This window comes from Enterococcus sp. DIV0167 (genome assembly GCF_050541555.1).
Taxonomy (GTDB): domain Bacteria; phylum Bacillota; class Bacilli; order Lactobacillales; family Enterococcaceae; genus Enterococcus; species Enterococcus faecalis.
On record NZ_CP172933.1, the window covers coordinates 2435782 to 2452534 of the forward strand.

The window sequence follows — 16753 nt, forward strand, 5'->3', positions numbered from 1 at the left end:
CACAAAATGGTCGATAATTTCAGTGGCCCCTGAAAAAAATGGGGCCGAGATTATTAAAGAAAGGAACAACCCGCATTTTAGCGGGTTGTTCCTTTCTTTTAAATATTTTCTTGTTCGACCACCAATTGACTTTTGCCAATTAACGCTTTGACATCAATAATTTCACCATTTTTACGTCGGTCTGCTAACTCAACTGAGGTGGTAAACAACAAGTCACTAGAAGAGTTCAACGCTGTTTCAATGGAATCTTGGACTACGCCGACGATAAAGCCAACGCCGACGACTTGCATGGCAATGTCATTGGAAATGCCAAACAAACTACATGCAAGCGGAATTAACAACAAGGAACCACCAGCAATTCCTGAAGCCCCACAAGCAGAAACAGCGGCGATGATACTCAACAATAATGCTAAATAGATTGGCACGGACATGCCTAATGTGTGGACTGCCGCCAATGTCATAATGGTAATCGTAATGGCTGCGCCGCCCATATTAATCGTTGCGCCTAGCGGAATAGAGACCGCATAAGATTCTTCATTTAAATCCATTGCTTTCGCCAATTCCATATTAATGGGAATATTGGCCGCAGAACTGCGTGTAAAGAATGCGGGAATCGCACTTTCCTTTAATACAAAAAAGACTAACGGATACGGATTTTGCCGAATATTCCAAAAAACAATCGCTGGATAAACGACTAAAGCAACCACGGCCATCGTACCAATTAACAATAATAATAACTGACCATACTTGGCTAACCCTGCAATGCCTGTGGTTGCCACCGAATGAAACACCAAACCTAGAATTCCAATTGGCGCAATGCCGATAATCATTTGAACGACCGTGGTAATCCCTGTTGAAAGATTGGCAATCACATCCTTGGTAGCGACCGAACTTTGACGTAACCCAATACCGATTAATGAGGACCAAAATAAAACAGATAAATAATTGCCTTCAATCATCGCTTGAATCGGATTTTGGACAACGCTTGTTAACACATTACTTAAAACATCACTAAGTTGCGTTGGGGCTGCTTGCGCTTCCTGCGCCGCCTCCAAGACAATCTTAACGGGAAACAGATAGCTTGCCGTCACGGCAACAACAGCTGCCAAAAATGTCGCTAACAGATACACAACTAAAATTGATCCAACATATGTTTTCGCCCCAGCCTTTTGTTGGGCTAGCGACGCAATAATTAAGACAAAAACTAAAATCGGCGCAATTGCTTTTAAGGCGCCCACAAACAATTCACCAAGAACGCTGATGAAGGTCCATTCAGGCACCAAGAAACCCAAGGTGGTTCCAATCACAATCCCTATCATGATTTTTTGAATTAACGATAATTTCCGAATCGCTTTGACCATTCACTTCACGCTCCTTTAAAATAAAATACAGTTTGGGACATACTACCATAATTATTAAGATAAAAAAAGAGTGTTTCTCAAAAAACTTTCATTTTTCGAGAAACACTTGGTCAACTCATCAATTTCGTCTATTTTTCTGAAGACTTTTCCGCTGAATGTTCTTTGTTTTTATGGTGATGGTGGTGATGACTTTGTTTAGAATACAAGTAGGATTTTGCTACGACCGAAATAAACATAGCCATAATCCCCAAGCCTACTGTAGCATAAACCATGGTGAAAATTTTTCCCAAGTCAGTAACTGGATGCACATCTCCATAACCAATCGTGGTTAACGTCATGAAACTTAAATATAACGAATCTAATGGCGACAATTTTTCCACTGTTGAATAAAAAATGGTCCCACTCAACAACGTGGTTGCCAATAAAAAGAACAAGGCACGAGTGTCTTCTTTTTTTAAGATACCTAAAAAAGATGAAAATAATTTTTTGACAGAAATAAGTAAAGATAGCAAAAAAATGACCTCTTTCTATTGTTAATCTCTTCTTAACGTTAGCACTTTTTAGATGAAGTTCAACTTTTTAATTGGTGTGGTTAAAGAAAATTTATTTTTTTGTTATTTATAATACACTTCATCTAAAAATAACCCTTGTGCAGGAGCCGTTTCACCTGCGCCTTCTCGGACTTTTGTTGCGAATAATTCGTCAATTATCGCTAATTCTTTGGTGCCTGCACCAATTTCTAAAAGTGTCCCAACGAGGATGCGGACCATTTTATGCAAGAAACCATTGCCCACAAAAGTGAACTGTAACATTTCGCCGCTTCTTTCAATCGTAATCTTTTCAATCGTTCGAGTAGTTGATTTTTTGGTTTTTTTCAATGCTGAAAAGCCAATAAAATCATGGGTCCCTATTAATTTTTGGCAAGCTTGTTCCATTTTTTCTTGATCCAACGCTTTGGGAAAGTGAAAACTATGATACCGTTCAAAGGCATTAGGAATTGGGCTATTCCAAACATAGTAGCTGTATTGTTTGCCTGTGGCGTTATACCGTGCATGAAAACGTTCAGGCATTTCTGTAACTTCTTTAACAACAATATCGCCAGGTAAATATCGATTTAAAAAGGATAACATTTCGGTTGTTGTTAGTGAACTAGTCGTTTTAAAATTCGCTACTTGACCACGTGCATGTGTGCCGGCATCCGTTCTGCCTGAGCCAATAATTTCAATCGGTTCACCTGTCATTTGTGTTAAAATACTTTCAATTTTCCCTTGAATCGTTTTCTCTGAATTGCCTAGTCGTTGCCAACCTGAGTATCTTTTACCATCGTATTCAATGGTTAATTTTATGTTGCGCATGGGCGAAGCTCCTTCGTATTCTTTTTCTCTCTTATCATAGCAGAAATAAGTGGATTTTTCTTCTTTTCCAAGAGAGCCTGGGACAAAAATCACTTTGGATTTTTGTTCCAGGCTTAAAAATTGATAAACGGCGGGAACAAAAGCAACTCCTTCGGAAATAAGCCGAAATTCTCCAAAAATTAAAGAACAATTTTCGGAAATTCCTTCTTATTTCTCGGAGTTAAACACTTCTGTCCCGACCTCTTAGTTTAATCCTGCAATTTTCAATTCTTCAACATTCGCTGCTTTAGCATTTTCAGTCACTACGGCTTTAAATGTCACTTGGTCGCCCTCTTTTAAGAATAGCGCCAGCGGACTGTTATTAGTCGTTACGCTAAAAATGGTTTTTTCATCTTCTAGTAAAAATGAAACTACCGTTTGCGCTTCCCCAGCTACTACTGAGACACGAGCTACTTTACCTTGCATCGTTTTCAAGTTGGCTTTGTCTGTATTTTCATTGTTGCTTCCTTTGGTTACTAACTCAATTCGATAAGCGTCTAATGCGCCTTGTGCCGTGTCTGCATCAATCACAATATCATTATCTACAGCATTTATATAGACATATTTTTTGAAAATCCCTTTACTGTCCATTAACGAAACAATCCACGTTGGCACGCCATCAATATTATAAAGGACTGGCATACTAGCTTTCCATTTCTTTTCTGGATAAATTTTTGAGGCGATAGAAATGGCGCCATCACTATCCATAATGCCGACTTTAGTATCACGATAATACGTAACTTGGCCTGTTCGGGCATTGATTAAGGAGTAGCCTAAAGCGGAATCTTGGTCTTTTTCACTACTTGTAAAGTCCGTAAAATAAAGCAATTGGTTCCCTTCCTTGTTCATCATCGGCGTAATTTGCCCTGATGCATAAATACCATTTTCAGTTGGAATTTTAACATCTTTTTTGGCGCCAAACATTGTCTGGTTCCACCAGCCTTGACTGTAACGACCAAAGAATTCATTTAAGCTATTCGCCGCTGAGCTAGTAATCGGCGCATCAACGAAACTTGGGGCTTTTTGACTGTCATAAACGTTAACTTCTCCTGTTGTAGCATTTAATACCGCCGTTTTAAATTCATTATAGTGCATGCGACCAGAAACCCCATACTCTTTGTAAAGCGTTTGAATATAGTAAGGATTCCCTTGGTCGTCCAGCTCTAAATTGATTGTGCCAGTTGCTGCATAACCTGGATAAGCGGAATAAATTTTTCGTGCGGCATCTTTGCCAAAGTAAGCTGAAGGAGTATAAACAATTGGTTTTTCTACAAATTCTGGCTGTGCGTTGATATCTGTCGCACTAATGATGAAATAGCCAGGTACTTCCCCCAGTTTTAGCCATTTAAAGAAGCCATTAAATTCGACTGTTGCTACATAAACATACTCGCCATTGACGACTTGTGCCGTTATACCATCCAAAGTAAACATATTGGAATTGGGAATGACAGAAAATTTCTGTAACATTTTTCGTTTCGCCGTTTGTGGTGCAATCGCAATGGGTGTTTCTTTCGCCGAAGTTAAAACTTCAGCTTTTTCTTCCGTTTTTAAAGGAATTGTTTGATAAATTTCATCAATGGAAGAAATTCTGGTAATACTACTGACAATAGTCAACAAAATCATTGCCAAAACGGCAACACCCAAAATTTTGCCAGACCAGTCTTTGTTAGCCGTTTTGTTGGTATTCTTCCCTACTTCTTTGCGGCCCACTTCGACTTTACTAGCTAAGCGTGTACTTAATAACACCCCACTAGCAATCACTGCGCCAATCAGATTAATCCATAACACGGTTGAAAGATTTTTACTTGGCAAAGTCACAAATAAAAAGATACCTAACAAGAGCAATTCCATCACCATTAATAGAATGGTCCCCTTACTCTTTTTCCCTTTATTCGCTACAATTTTGGCGCCATTCGCAACTAAGATCCCGATACCAAAAAATAACGTTAACCCAATAAAATTAAAAAACATTCACTTGCCCTCCTCATAGATAAGTAAAAAAAGTGCTCCCACGCATTGTAGAAGCACTTCCTGTGATCCATTCTATTATAACGTTTTCTATTTTTACTGACAATATCGTTGAAGCAAAATCAGTCGGAAGGCTTAGAGTTCTGAAGAACGTTTATTTCTCTGGCTGAATATAAGGAACGATAGGTGCGGTCACGCCAATTGAAGCACCACGAACAAAAGGTTCATTTTGTAAGGCTTTGAAATTTTTAGTTTGTCCGGTGAGCATGACTCCCCAAACAGGTAATTTTTCGACTTTTTTATTTTTATTTTGTTGGATAAACTTTTGGCCTTCTTGGTTGTCAGCAAACATGGGGGATTTTTCTAAGGTTTCAAAAAAGTGTTGCTTGTCGTTTTCAGGATCAAATATTTCGTTTTGATCGTCCATGCTTAATTGAAAACCATAAGGCAGCGTACCAGAAGGACCCTCTTTTTCATTAACCGTTTCGGAGTAAACATAGAGCCAAACTAAGTTGACATTGCTCGGTAACATTTTGCGGACTTCTTCATATGGATAAGGTTTATCAAAAGAAATCGCCACTTCCGCTACTTGGTTTTCCATTTTATCTAATTCACTTAATTCGTTTTTAACATCATCATAGTAATTGGTAATCGCTGGGTTATAAAAAGTTGCCACTTTCTGCTTGGTTTGTCGGTTGTATTCATAGGAATTCTTAGAAGAATAATAGCTACCAAGATAGGCTTCATTCCGGTCAATCGAATTTCTGAAAAAGCTATATCTGCTACGTAAATTACTCCACTCCACCGTGTAACCATCAATATTTTTTGAACGATTAGTTACAACTTCGCCCCCAAAAGGCGAACTATTAGCAATTACTTGGGAGTCTAATTGAGTGTTTGGAGAAGCAATCATTTCTTGATCATTAATTACTTCTAGTAGGGTATGATAGTTTTTCGTCGAAAGTTTATCCATTCCCACAAAAAAACCGACAAACAATACAGCAAAACTAACAACGGTTATGGCACCAATCACGATAAATTGTTTTCTTTTCGCTTTACGAATACTTTTTTTTAAATCCACTTCTATTCCTCCAGTTCTTTTTTTAGTTTTTGACGTGTGCGATACAATTTTTTGCGAACATTTTCAACAGATAATTCTAAAATCAACGCAATCTCGGCATACGATAATTGATAATAATATTTCAAAAGCAATAGTTCTTGTTCCTCATCTTTTAAGGAATCGATCAATAATAATAGCTCTTGCCCTTCCATTTTTTCTATTGATTGCACAGGATGGCTGTTTGCCACAAAAGTGCGTTCTCGTTTCTTTTTTCGATACATCGTAATGTAGTAATTAAATGTTACTCGGAAAAACCACGGGCGTAGATTTTCTGATGTAATTTCAGGTAATATTGAAAAAATCGTTGTATACGTTTGCGACACTGCATCTTGTGCATCTTCAAGACTTGCTCCTCGGTGAATCAAGACTTGGATGACTTCTTGCCCAAAAGAAAATAGTACTTCGTCAAAATTTGCCTCCTTTTTCATCTGATTTCTCCTTTCACTTATACAACGTTTCAACTAGGGAAAAAGTGGACAGTCCTTCGTTCATTATTTTTATGTATTTTTTCTCTCAATAAAAAATACTCCTGCTTAGGCAGAAGCATTTTTTGTTTTTTCTTATTTATCATTTTCCAATGACTAATCTTCGTGTATAAACGGCTTGCCCAGAATGCATCACTGCATCATCAATCACTGAAACTAAACGCACTTGTCTAGTCACCGGCGGGGTCCAATTTTTATCAATCACGTCTGACAATTGTTCTTCTTTGATTTGGTCTAAATAGCTTTTGGTAAGTGCCACACTGGCAGCCAAATAGTCACTAAGCAATTGCTTTTCTGCCACCACGACTTTCGCCGCTTCTTCTGGTGTGTGATGCCAGTCTTCTGTTTCATCTGGCAAATCCAAGGCAAATTTTTCTGTCCAGTGTTGGCTAAGCCATAACGGTTCACTATGATTAAGTGCGGAAATTTGTAGGTCTAATTCTCTGGCTGTGTGCCACATCAGCCAAGTAACAGACTTGATTAATGGTGCGGGCATCGTGTTTGCTTCGGCAACGGTCATTTGCGCAAGTGTTTCTTCAAAACGTTCATGCGCTCGGTCAAGAGTTTCACTAGAAAGTTGAGTGACTTTCATAAAAATACCTCCTTTGTGTTGGTGCCTGTTCTTTCGTTTCTATTTTCTATTATACTGCAAAAGAATCCGTTGTAGCTCTTTTTTGGCTGCGGTATCTGCGGAAAGGGTAAATGTTTGAATAGGCCTTCCATTTTCTTGCCGATTGCCTTTATCATCCATCTCATAAAAACCATCTGTAAAAGAACCACTACTGTGATATTCATAAATTTCACCATCATCACCAAGTAAATATTTTATAATTGGTTTTCCTAAATCAGCAACTTCATTATAGCCTGCTGCTAAAGCCGAAGTCATTACTTTATCAGACCGGCCCAAGGTGCCATCTTTCGAAGTATAAAATGTTACCCCACCCAAGGCTTGAATAGGGTAGCTATTTTGCCTAGATGGATCTTGCCGCTGAACTAAAATAGCTTGCCGATCTGGTGTTAATGCATACCAATCACCTTTACCACTCGCTCCATGATCAAAAAATCTAGTGGTAACAGCCATTCCACCAATTTCTGCTCGTTTACTAGCCCAGAGCAGAAATTCATTAGTTATTGCTCGCTTCTCTGACTCCGTATAATTCATTTCGTTTAATCTTGTTGAACTATTTTGCTGTGAACTCATTGTTTGAGGTATGGTTTTCAAACTCTCTTTACTAATTTTTGTTGTTTGGGTTGTTTTGCTGGAACTTTTTGTTTGTTTTTCAGAATTTGTCCCACCAGTAACAATAAGAAAAATAAGTAAGCCAATAATGACTAGTAGCAGTATAATCACAACAAAGAAGTATTTATTTTTTTGGTGACGATGATTAAACATACGCTTTAACTCCTTTTCTAAATCAGTGCTCTATTACTTTATAACAATCTGATCCGCCACTCGATTCATACTACTTAAATCACCCACATCAAAAAAATTTTTCCAAATTTTATTCATATTAGCTTGTCCCAAGTTTATCGCTGTTGGTTGAGCGGATGAATTATCCAGTTTCGTTTTAACAACATAATAGTAAATCATTTCCCCATCACGTCCGAACGCATAGATTTGCGAAGGAACACCGCCAACACCTTGTATATTTTTTCCAGTTGCAAAAAACATTTGATCATTTTCACTAGTGTTATCACTTAACTTACTACTTACTTTGGTTAACGTTATGGTATTCATATTGGACAAAGCAATCTCTTGAACTGATTGATTCGAATTTTCTTGAGCTGGATAGCCATTAAACCGCCATCCTGAAGGCGCACCCAAAATAACTAGCGCCGCACGTTGGCTAGTGGAGAGTTTTTTTACTGCTTCTGCAGCCACATTTTCTTCATCTGAAATAGTAGTAACTTCTGAACTACTTTCACTTTCTTGCACCACTGAGGTACTTGAATAACTGCTAACGGTCTTTGTAGAGGAAGATGGTGTTGCATCTACTTCTTCTACCGTCTTTCTTTTTAAATTTGTTTGCCCATTCACTAAGATGAATACTAATAATCCAATAATAACAATTAATAATCCAATCACTATTCCTAAATACTTGTTATTATGATGTCGATCACTTCTCATTAAAAATACTCTCCTATCATATAGAAAGGTAATATTTCCTTTCACTTATTCTACTAATGATTATTTTAACACAATCATTAAACAAAAAATGAAAAACGTCTGTTTCTTTCCTTTCTTTCTTCAAAAATAACACCCCCCCTAAGTAAAAAAGAATTGACAATTCTCTTAGTTTCCCTTAGTATGTGGAAAAGTACCTTTAAGATAGTCCGAGAGGCTAACAAGGCAAAGTTCTGTAAAATTCTGTATTTTTGTATAGTGAATGATACGAGATGTCTTGCCCTTTTTTTGTGTGCAAGGCTTTTTTTGCGCGGTGCTTAATCAATTTATTTGGGAGGCAACAAAGTGGAAAAGAAAAAACGTGAAGTGAAAGGTATCTCATTTACCAAAAAAATGGTGATTTCATTGGTGGGAGGATTAATCGTTGGGCTCGGCTTTTTATTTTTAAGAGAGCACCTTATTCGCAGCAATCAAGGCGCTGTGTGGCAGACAATCAATCAGATTCTTTTCCAAGATATTTCAGATCCTGAAAAAGGACAATCTGCGATTGGGCTTTTCTATATTATTGGTCAACTATTTATCAACGGCCTACAATTAGTGATTGTGCCGATGGTCTTTACTTCAATTACTTTAGCCATTTGTCATATTACCGATACGCAAAAATTAGGACGAATTTCCTATAAAACGATTTTTGGCTTTTTATCGATGTCACTGATTGCTCTATTAACGGCTGGAATTGTGGGCTATAGCGTATATTTAACTGGCGCTTTTAATGTGTCGTTATCTGAAACGCTAGCTCCTGTCGAAGTAAGTACGAGCGGCAACCCATTAATGGTGATTGTCAATGCTGTCACGAAAAATATCGGTTCTGCATTTAGCGACAATGGTGCGATTTTAGCCGTTGTTGTGTTGGCAGTGATTACTGGTTTATGTATTAATGCATTAGGGGATAAAATTCGTGTTTTCAAAAAATTAATTGAAGAAGTCAATGCGATGGTCACGTTATTTTTAACCTTTGTAATTACTAAATTTGCTCCTATCGCCGTCTTTATGTTGTTAGTTCGGACGTTTGCTTCTTACGGGATTGATTATTTAAAACCAGCGTTAGTCTACGTTGTAACAACGACAGCGACGCTCTTAGCCTTTTTGATGATCGGTTACCCATTATTTATCTTATTTGCGACAAAATTAAATCCTGTTCCTTTTATTAAAAAGATTATGAAAGTTGTGGTTTTTGGATTTTCTACTTCTTCTTCGGCAGCCACTTTACCGTTAAATACAAAAACAACGGTTGAAGAGTTAGGTGTCGACAGTGATGTTGCCGCCTTTGTCTTGCCGTTAGGAATGACTATTAATATGAACGGCACAGCGATTATGCAAGTAATTGCGGCTATTTTTGTAGCGGGCGTAGCTGGTTATGAAGTGACACCAGCTAATATTGCCTTGATTGCCATTTTAGCTTTAATGTCATCCATTGGTACACCGGCGGCACCTGGCGCTGGCGGAATTATCCTTTTCACTATTTTAACTGGTTTAAACTATAACAATGAGATTGCGATTGCGACGTATTCATTAATTTTAGCCATTAATCGTCCAATCGAAATGCTCGTTACTAGCCTAAACGTGGTGGGTGATAGCGCCACTGCGATTTATGTCGCACATTCGGAAGATTTGTTGGATGAAGCCACTTATCTGACTGATGTTGCTGACTTGCAAAATGCGGAAGCGGAGTAATTAATAAAAAAGCAGACTTCTTGTATGGAACTGACCTAAGATTGTGAGACAGGAATAAAAAAGCATTTTCCTAGACTGCTGATTTCCGATAGTCTATCGGCGATTGGTAGTCTAGTTTTTGTTGAATTCGACTTTCATTATAATAAGTAATGTATTTTTTTACAATTTCTATTACAATAGATGTAGGTTCACTTGTGAGCCCATCTAAGTAGAACGTTTCAGACTTTAGTGAGGCATGAAACGATTCGATGCAGGCATTATCTGAAGGTGTCCCTTTGCGGGACATACTCATGGTAATGCCTTTTGCTTTTATTTGATTCTGGTAGTCAAAAGAAGTATAAACAGAGCCCTGATCACTATGCAATAGACAATCCGTTGTTTGGGGCAATTGATCAAGTGTATCCAGAACAAAAGCCGTATCTTGCTTATCACCGATGGTATAGGCAATAATTTCACCATTGTATAAATCCATAATTGAAGACAAATACAATTGCTTTTGACCAAAAGGCAGATAAGTAATATCTGTTACCAATTTCTTTAAAGGAGCGTCTGAAGAAAATTGTCTATTTAGCTTGTTCTCGACAACCGTGTAAGGTTGTCCCACTTTACTGCGTTTCTTCATTTTCACGCGACAATTCCAATGATATTTCTGCATAATCTTTTGTACGGTGTTTTTGTTTACTTTGTATTCCTGATTAATCAACGCAGTAATCTTTCGATAGCCATATCGAAACTTATGCTGGAAGCAAAGTCGACGAACGGCTTCTTCAAGAGGTGTTAACTTTCCTAAGTCTTTTCGATGAGTCCAACGATAATAAGTAGCTCGCGAAACGCCGAAAAGTTGACACAATGCAGTAATGGTTATTTTTCCTTTCATTTTTTTAACTAATTCTACAAATATTTCTGGCTCCACGTCCTTTCCAATTCTTTGTACTTTTTTAGCACCTCAATATGCATTTTTAAATAGTTATTTTCATTTCTAAGCTGTTGTTCATTTGATAGAATTTCTGGACCTTTTCCATAAGCATATTGTTTTCCAACGGGTTGAACCAGACGATGATTCTCGCCATTACGGTACCAACGCCACCATGTTTCAATTTGTGTTTTGTTTTTAATGCCTAATTCTGCCATAATCGTTTTTACAGGAATATTCTCTTTTTTCATCTGTATAGCCATTTCTTTGATGTGAATCGGATAAGACACTCGATTTCCCATTGAAAAAGCACCCCCTAGTTAAATTCATTTTAACGTGAATTCAACAAGAGGTGCTTTTTTATTTTGTCTCAGTTTATTGGGTCAGTTCCGTATGGAAGTCTGCTTTTTTATTATGTTTTTAGTGAATCCGTAATTTTTTACTTCTTCGATTTACTTTTACGAAAAACTAAAAGACACCCACTGGCGATAACTAGAAGACCAATAATCACAAGCGCGATCGATTTCTTTTCTCCTGTGCTCGGTAAAAATTGGCTAGCTTTTCTGAAACCACCTTGGCTTGATGGCTTAACTTGTTTCGTACCAGTTTGATCAACTCCCGCACTAGTATTTAAGTGTCCATTATTCCCCCCATTTTTTTGTTCCGTTTTATTTTCCCCACTATTTTTCAATGTTAATTGCTTCACTGCCGAACGTAGTTTTGCTTCTGCTTGGTCTACTTCTGCTTGCGTTGCTGTTGTTTGATCTGCCACAGTTTGTGCTTGTTTCAATGCTTCACTGTAGACTTTCCAGCTACTTGCGGTGTAGTCTTTTTCTTGGTGTTTCTCGTTTTCTTTGATGATTTTCAACAAGTTGGTTTTATCTACTTCTTTAGTTGGCACTTTTACCAATTGCTTCACTGCCGAACGTAACTCTGTTTCTGCTTGGTCTACTTCTGCTTGCGTTGCTGTTGTTTGATCTGCCACAGTTTGTGCTTGTTTCAATGCTTCGCTGTAGACTTTCCAGCTGCTTGCGGTGTAGTCTTTTTCTTGGTGTTTCTCGTTTTCTTTGATGATTTTCAACAAGTTGGTTTTATCTACTTCTTTAGTTGGCACTTTTACCAATTGCTTCACTGCCGAGCGTAGTTTTGCTTCTGCTTGGTCTACTTCTGCTTGTGTCGCTGTTGCTTGATCTACCACAGTTTGTGCTTGTTTCAATGCTTCACTGTAGACTTTCCAGCTACTTGCGGTGTAGTCTTTTTCTTGGTGTTTCTCGTTTTCTTTGATGATTTTCAACAAGTTGGTTTTATCTACTTCTTTAGTTGGCACTTTTACCAATTGCTTCACTGCCGAGCGTAGTTTTGCTTCTGCTTGGTCTACTTCTGCTTGCGTTGATGTTGCTTGATCTACCACAGTTTGTGCTTGTTTCAATGCTTCGCTGTAGACTTTCCAGCTGCTTGCGGTGTAATCTTTTTCTTGGTGTTCTTTTTGTTCCTGAATTAATTTTTCTAACGCTTCTTTCGTTACTTCAGGAGTTGTTTTAACTGTGATTGAACGCGAGCTGCCATTTAACCCCGCACTATTTAAAGTGATAATATTTTGGTCAACAGAAATTTCTGGGTCCGCTGCGACTACTTCAAGAATGCCCTTATCAAATTCAATAGAAACGGATGCATTATTTTGTAAAGGATTCGCAAGAGTTAAGCGATAAACACCGTTATCAATTTTTTCTGAAATAACCGACATTGGATCATACGCATACAGTCCTGCAATTTCTTGGTCATTATTCCATGTATTCATCATGACATAATTACCTGCTTCAATGGCTTGTAAGTTTGCTGTATTTTCTAGAACAGTATAGCCTTTGTTTTTAGAAAGAGCTGCGATTTCTTCATTCGTTTTCCCAACCACTGTTAAATATTCGTAAGTACCATTTTCAACAGTCTTGCCATAATTTTTACTAATTTTAGCAAATGTATTTGTATAGGTTTTATCATTAACAAAGTATTCGTTAATATCTCCGTAGCGACCAGAGCGTTCTTCTATTTGAACATCAAGCGTATTCATTGAATTAGGAAAAACATAGCCAATGTTATTCAATGGATTCGCTGCGCTTAAACTAATCCAAGAATTATCTTTGTCTGAACCTTGGTTAAGCTTCACTTCCTGTGGATGAATCATCCGATTATCGAGGATTGTTTCAATCGAAGCATCTGTCGTACCAGTAATGCCACTTCCCAAATTAATGATTTGACCATCTAATAAGAACCAAGATTTTTTAGCAACTAAGTTCATTCCTTCATTATTTTTATCTAAAAACATTCCTATAGAGGCAACCTGTCCATTATTTGAGCCACCTACCCATGACTGGGGACTGCGTTTCCCTGTATAAGCACCATTTGCCAATTCTCTTGTGTCAACTGTCGTTCCTGGTAATCGATATGGATCGATCGTTGCCCAGTATCCTTCATCAAACTGAGCAAAGTCTTGATTGTATAAATAAAGCATGCCGTCTGCTGTATGCCAGCCTTTTTTATTTTCCGTATTCCCAAATTCATAGTTTCCGACACGTTGTGAATACATACTGATCCCCACCGCATATTCGTTATTTTTCTGTAGGACTCGATCCATCGAACCATATACATTTAAAGATTGCATTGGTGTCGCTTGGGCAGGTGACGCACTATTCACCACATTTTTCAAGTCAATTAACGCTTCAAAATCTCTTGGTTTTTTAAAGAAATGATAGTATGACCCACTTTGTTGAAGCCACGTTTGGACAGATGTATAAATGTCATTTCTTAAATTTTCTGGTGCAAATTTTGCAATTAAGGTTAAATTAGCTATTGTTTCTTTACCCGATTCAAACTCTGTAGTAAAAGGATTCGTTTCTGGCGCTCTGGAAATACTTCTACCAGAAACCATCGATGGCATTTTTCCATTTACCATCAATTGTAAGTAACCTTTATCAACAACATTAAATAAATTACTAATGTTAGGGTCATTCATCTCCCAGTCGGAACCTTGTAAAATAGTCTGAATTCGTCCAAACCCTTTTAGCAACTCATTCCCGTAACTGCCGTTGTACGGAAAATAACCATGTTGAATCAAGGAACCATCAGGATATAAGCCATCACCAGAGGAAACACTTTTTAAAACGGACGGAACAGCTTCTTGTACTTGTACTAGGCGTTGATTATCTTCTAACAAAAGTCCAGTACCTAAAACGGTGATTGAAATATCTGTTAAGTTAGCCCCTGTTGCACGATAAATTGGCCATTGTATGTTTGGATCTTTTGCATACAGCATCAGCGGAGCAGTAAATTTATTTAATTTTTCTGCATCTGTATTCAATAGGTCATCATGTAATAAAATCAATGTATCTGTTAGCGGCTGCGCGGAACCAATTTGCCAATCCCACCAGTTACCTGTGTAATACGTTCCATTGTATTTTTTTGTATCAATCATAAATTCAATGCCTTTAACAATCGCATCATAAACTTCTGGTTTTTCAAAAAGCTCACTTGATGGTTCATAGTAGCCTAACGCTAATTTTTTAATATTGGTAAATTGAGTCGTGTAATCAGCAGACACTGTATCCGATGGTTTTCGTTCCCACAGATACCCACGATCTGCTGCTTGATTAAGCGTTTGCCACAATGCTAAACTCTCCGTAGCAATCTGGGCACGATACTGTTGCACATCTGTATCGTTATCATACTGCGTAGTACCCAACAATCGCATTTTCCATTTTGCTCGCATTTCCGCATATTGTTTATTTTCTGCTACAACAGTCACAGGAATTGTATCACTAATTTCTGTTCCTTTAATTTTGACTGTTACTTTCGCTTCACCACTCTTAACTGCTGTTAAATTACCCGTTTGGTCAACCGTCACAACAGTAGGATCACTACTTGACCACTCAATCTGATCCTCTGTGATATCTACTCCAGCTGGTGACACTTCAAAGGCTAGCTGTTGCTTTCTTTTTTCACTAATAGTCAGGTTCTCTGTTAAAAGTTTAATCGCTTCTGGCAGTCGTTTTTTTTCATATGCTTCAAACGAAATAATACTTGAACTGTAAAATTGCTTATTTGTGTGTTGCCACATTTTCATCTGCTGATATTTTACAAAACGTGCTTGGACATTATTGCCATCAATATATTTTTTAGTAGGTTGGCCGCCTTGCCCATTCTCTTCTTTAAAGATAGATTGATAGCTTTCACCATCTGTTGAAACTAAGATTTCATACACAGGACTTTCTGCATGCAACTGTAAAACGAGTTCGCCAATGTTTTTTACTTCACCCAAATCAACAATTAACCATTGTTCATCTTGCTTATCAGCGGACCAGCGTGTTGTTTCATCGCCATCGACAGCTTTTTCGCCAACAAATTGAGGGTATTTCCAATTCTCTCCAATTTTTCCTCCTTCTACACCAGAATATGTCACTTCTTTTTGTAAAAATAAATCAGTTATTTCTTCTGCAGAGGCACTCATCGCAGTTAGCGAGAAGCCTGTAAGCATGAAAGCAACAACGACTATTATTTTTTTAATCATATTTTTCCCCATATCTTTCTATTTTTAAGCAACCAATCCGACTTTTCCAAACACTTTTTTCTGATAATTTAATCAACTTCCTCCTCTACTAAGTATTCTATATAAAAATTAGGCATGAAAAGACAACCTAAAGTAATTACTTCAGACAGACTTTTCATGCCTAGTTTTCCCTAGTCACATGAAATATTATACATGTTTACGCTTTCACTTTAAGGTAATTTTTGGTTACTGTCAATAGCGTTTTCTTCATTAAAGAGCTTATTCAACTTTTCACGTTAAAAATATTGATTTTTATGATAATCCCTTAATTTTTTCTCATTTTAAAATAATAATTATGGGTGCTGAACCTATTTCTGAGGCACAACAATCGGACAATTTTAAAAAAAACGAGAGGAATGACCATTGTTTTTTGCCATTCCTCTCATTTTTATTTATTGTTTGAACGGTAACGTTTCTCTCAATCCAGTTTGATTGAATTTTTTTATTTTCTATCAAACAAACAGACTAAAGATATTTTACTTCATATATTTTTCAAGCAATGACTTGATTCATAGAACTTACTGAGCAACCAGCCTACTTCCTATTTATGATACGGTTCCCCTTTCATAATCCGAAAACCGCGATAAATTTGTTCCACTAATACCAAACGCATTAACTGATGTGGATAAGTTAAGCGGCCAAAAGAAATTTGTTGGTTACTTCGCTGAAGGACTGAATCACTGAGACCTAAGGAGCCACCAATGACAAAGGTTAGATTACTTTTGCCACTAATCCCTAATTGTTCAATTTCTTTTGAAAATTCTTCACTAGATAATTGTTTGCCATTAATGGCTAAAACAAAGACGTATTCGTTGTCATTAATTTTCCCCAAAATACGTTGGCCTTCTTTTTCTTTGACTTGAAGCATTTCAGCGTCACTGAGTTTCTCCGGGGCTTTTTCATCTGGTACTTCAATGATTTCCATCTTGGCATAGCTATTTAAACGTTTCAGATATTCATTAATGCCTTGAATCAGGTATTTTTCTTTCAGTTTTCCGACTGTTACTAGTTTAATTTTCACCTATTCCACTACTTTCTCGTTTTCTCTTCTTTCTT

13 protein-coding genes are annotated in these 16753 nt (G+C 37.4%); 1 reads left to right on the forward strand and 12 read right to left on the reverse strand.

Features of this window, described 5'->3' with window-relative positions:
- Nucleotides 1–98 precede the first annotated feature (98 nt).
- The 9 genes from sstT to IGM09_RS11710 form a co-directional block, all read right to left on the reverse strand.
- Nucleotides 99–1361, reverse strand: coding sequence for a serine/threonine transporter SstT (gene sstT, locus IGM09_RS11670; protein WP_002355037.1), 1263 nt, complete (start codon nt 1359–1361; stop codon nt 99–101).
- Nucleotides 1362–1489: 128 nt separating this feature from the next.
- Entirely contained in the window at nt 1490–1873 is a 384-nt protein-coding gene (locus tag IGM09_RS11675) for a potassium channel family protein (protein WP_002355036.1), read from the reverse strand.
- Between the two features lie 102 nt (nt 1874–1975).
- Entirely contained in the window at nt 1976–2716 is a 741-nt protein-coding gene (truA, locus tag IGM09_RS11680; RefSeq protein WP_002409191.1) for a tRNA pseudouridine(38-40) synthase TruA, read from the reverse strand.
- A gap of 243 nt (nt 2717–2959) precedes the next feature.
- A complete protein-coding gene (locus IGM09_RS11685) occupies nt 2960–4726 on the reverse strand; it encodes a hypothetical protein (RefSeq protein WP_033625175.1) in 1767 nt (588 codons plus the stop codon).
- A 151-nt stretch (nt 4727–4877) separates the two neighbouring features.
- Nucleotides 4878–5804 (reverse strand): anti-sigma factor, encoded by a 927-nt coding sequence (locus IGM09_RS11690; protein WP_033625176.1) that lies wholly within the window; start codon nt 5802–5804, stop codon nt 4878–4880.
- A 2-nt stretch (nt 5805–5806) separates the two neighbouring features.
- On the reverse strand, nt 5807–6271 hold the full coding sequence (locus IGM09_RS11695) for an RNA polymerase sigma factor (protein WP_113826090.1): 465 nt from the start codon (nt 6269–6271) through the stop codon (nt 5807–5809).
- Nucleotides 6272–6410: 139 nt separating this feature from the next.
- Nucleotides 6411–6920, reverse strand: a complete 510-nt coding sequence (gene gst, locus IGM09_RS11700) for a DinB family glutathione transferase (RefSeq protein ID WP_002370068.1) — start codon at nt 6918–6920, stop codon at nt 6411–6413.
- Nucleotides 6921–6959: 39 nt separating this feature from the next.
- Nucleotides 6960–7721 carry a hypothetical protein gene (locus IGM09_RS11705; protein WP_016618057.1) on the reverse strand — a complete coding sequence of 254 codons (762 nt, stop codon included), beginning with the start codon at nt 7719–7721 and terminating at the stop codon, nt 6960–6962.
- Nucleotides 7722–7754: 33 nt separating this feature from the next.
- Complete coding sequence (locus IGM09_RS11710) at nt 7755–8456, reverse strand: hypothetical protein (protein WP_010707036.1); 702 nt, start codon at nt 8454–8456, stop codon at nt 7755–7757.
- Between the two features lie 327 nt (nt 8457–8783).
- On the opposite strand from IGM09_RS11710, the gene IGM09_RS11715 reads away from it, so the two are divergent.
- Nucleotides 8784–10187: a dicarboxylate/amino acid:cation symporter gene (locus IGM09_RS11715; protein ID WP_002387350.1), complete on the forward strand. Its 1404-nt coding sequence runs from the start codon at nt 8784–8786 to the stop codon at nt 10185–10187.
- A 70-nt stretch (nt 10188–10257) separates the two neighbouring features.
- On the opposite strand, the gene IGM09_RS11720 is transcribed toward IGM09_RS11715, so the two are convergent.
- From IGM09_RS11720 to rlmH, 3 genes are all read right to left on the reverse strand, one after another.
- Nucleotides 10258–11402, reverse strand: a protein-coding gene (locus IGM09_RS11720) for an IS3 family transposase (protein ID WP_113826046.1) whose coding sequence is annotated in 2 segments (ribosomal slippage) — nt 10258–11129 and nt 11129–11402 — 1146 coding nt in all. Because the reading frame shifts where the segments join, the coding sequence is not laid out codon by codon here.
- Between the two features lie 137 nt (nt 11403–11539).
- Nucleotides 11540–15658: an EF3023 family LPXTG-anchored polysaccharide lyase gene (locus IGM09_RS11725; RefSeq protein ID WP_430619676.1), complete on the reverse strand. Its 4119-nt coding sequence runs from the start codon at nt 15656–15658 to the stop codon at nt 11540–11542.
- 580 nt (nt 15659–16238) lie between these two features.
- Complete coding sequence (gene rlmH / locus IGM09_RS11730; protein ID WP_002355021.1) at nt 16239–16718, reverse strand: 23S rRNA (pseudouridine(1915)-N(3))-methyltransferase RlmH; 480 nt, start codon at nt 16716–16718, stop codon at nt 16239–16241.
- Between the last annotated feature and the right edge of the window lie 35 nt (nt 16719–16753).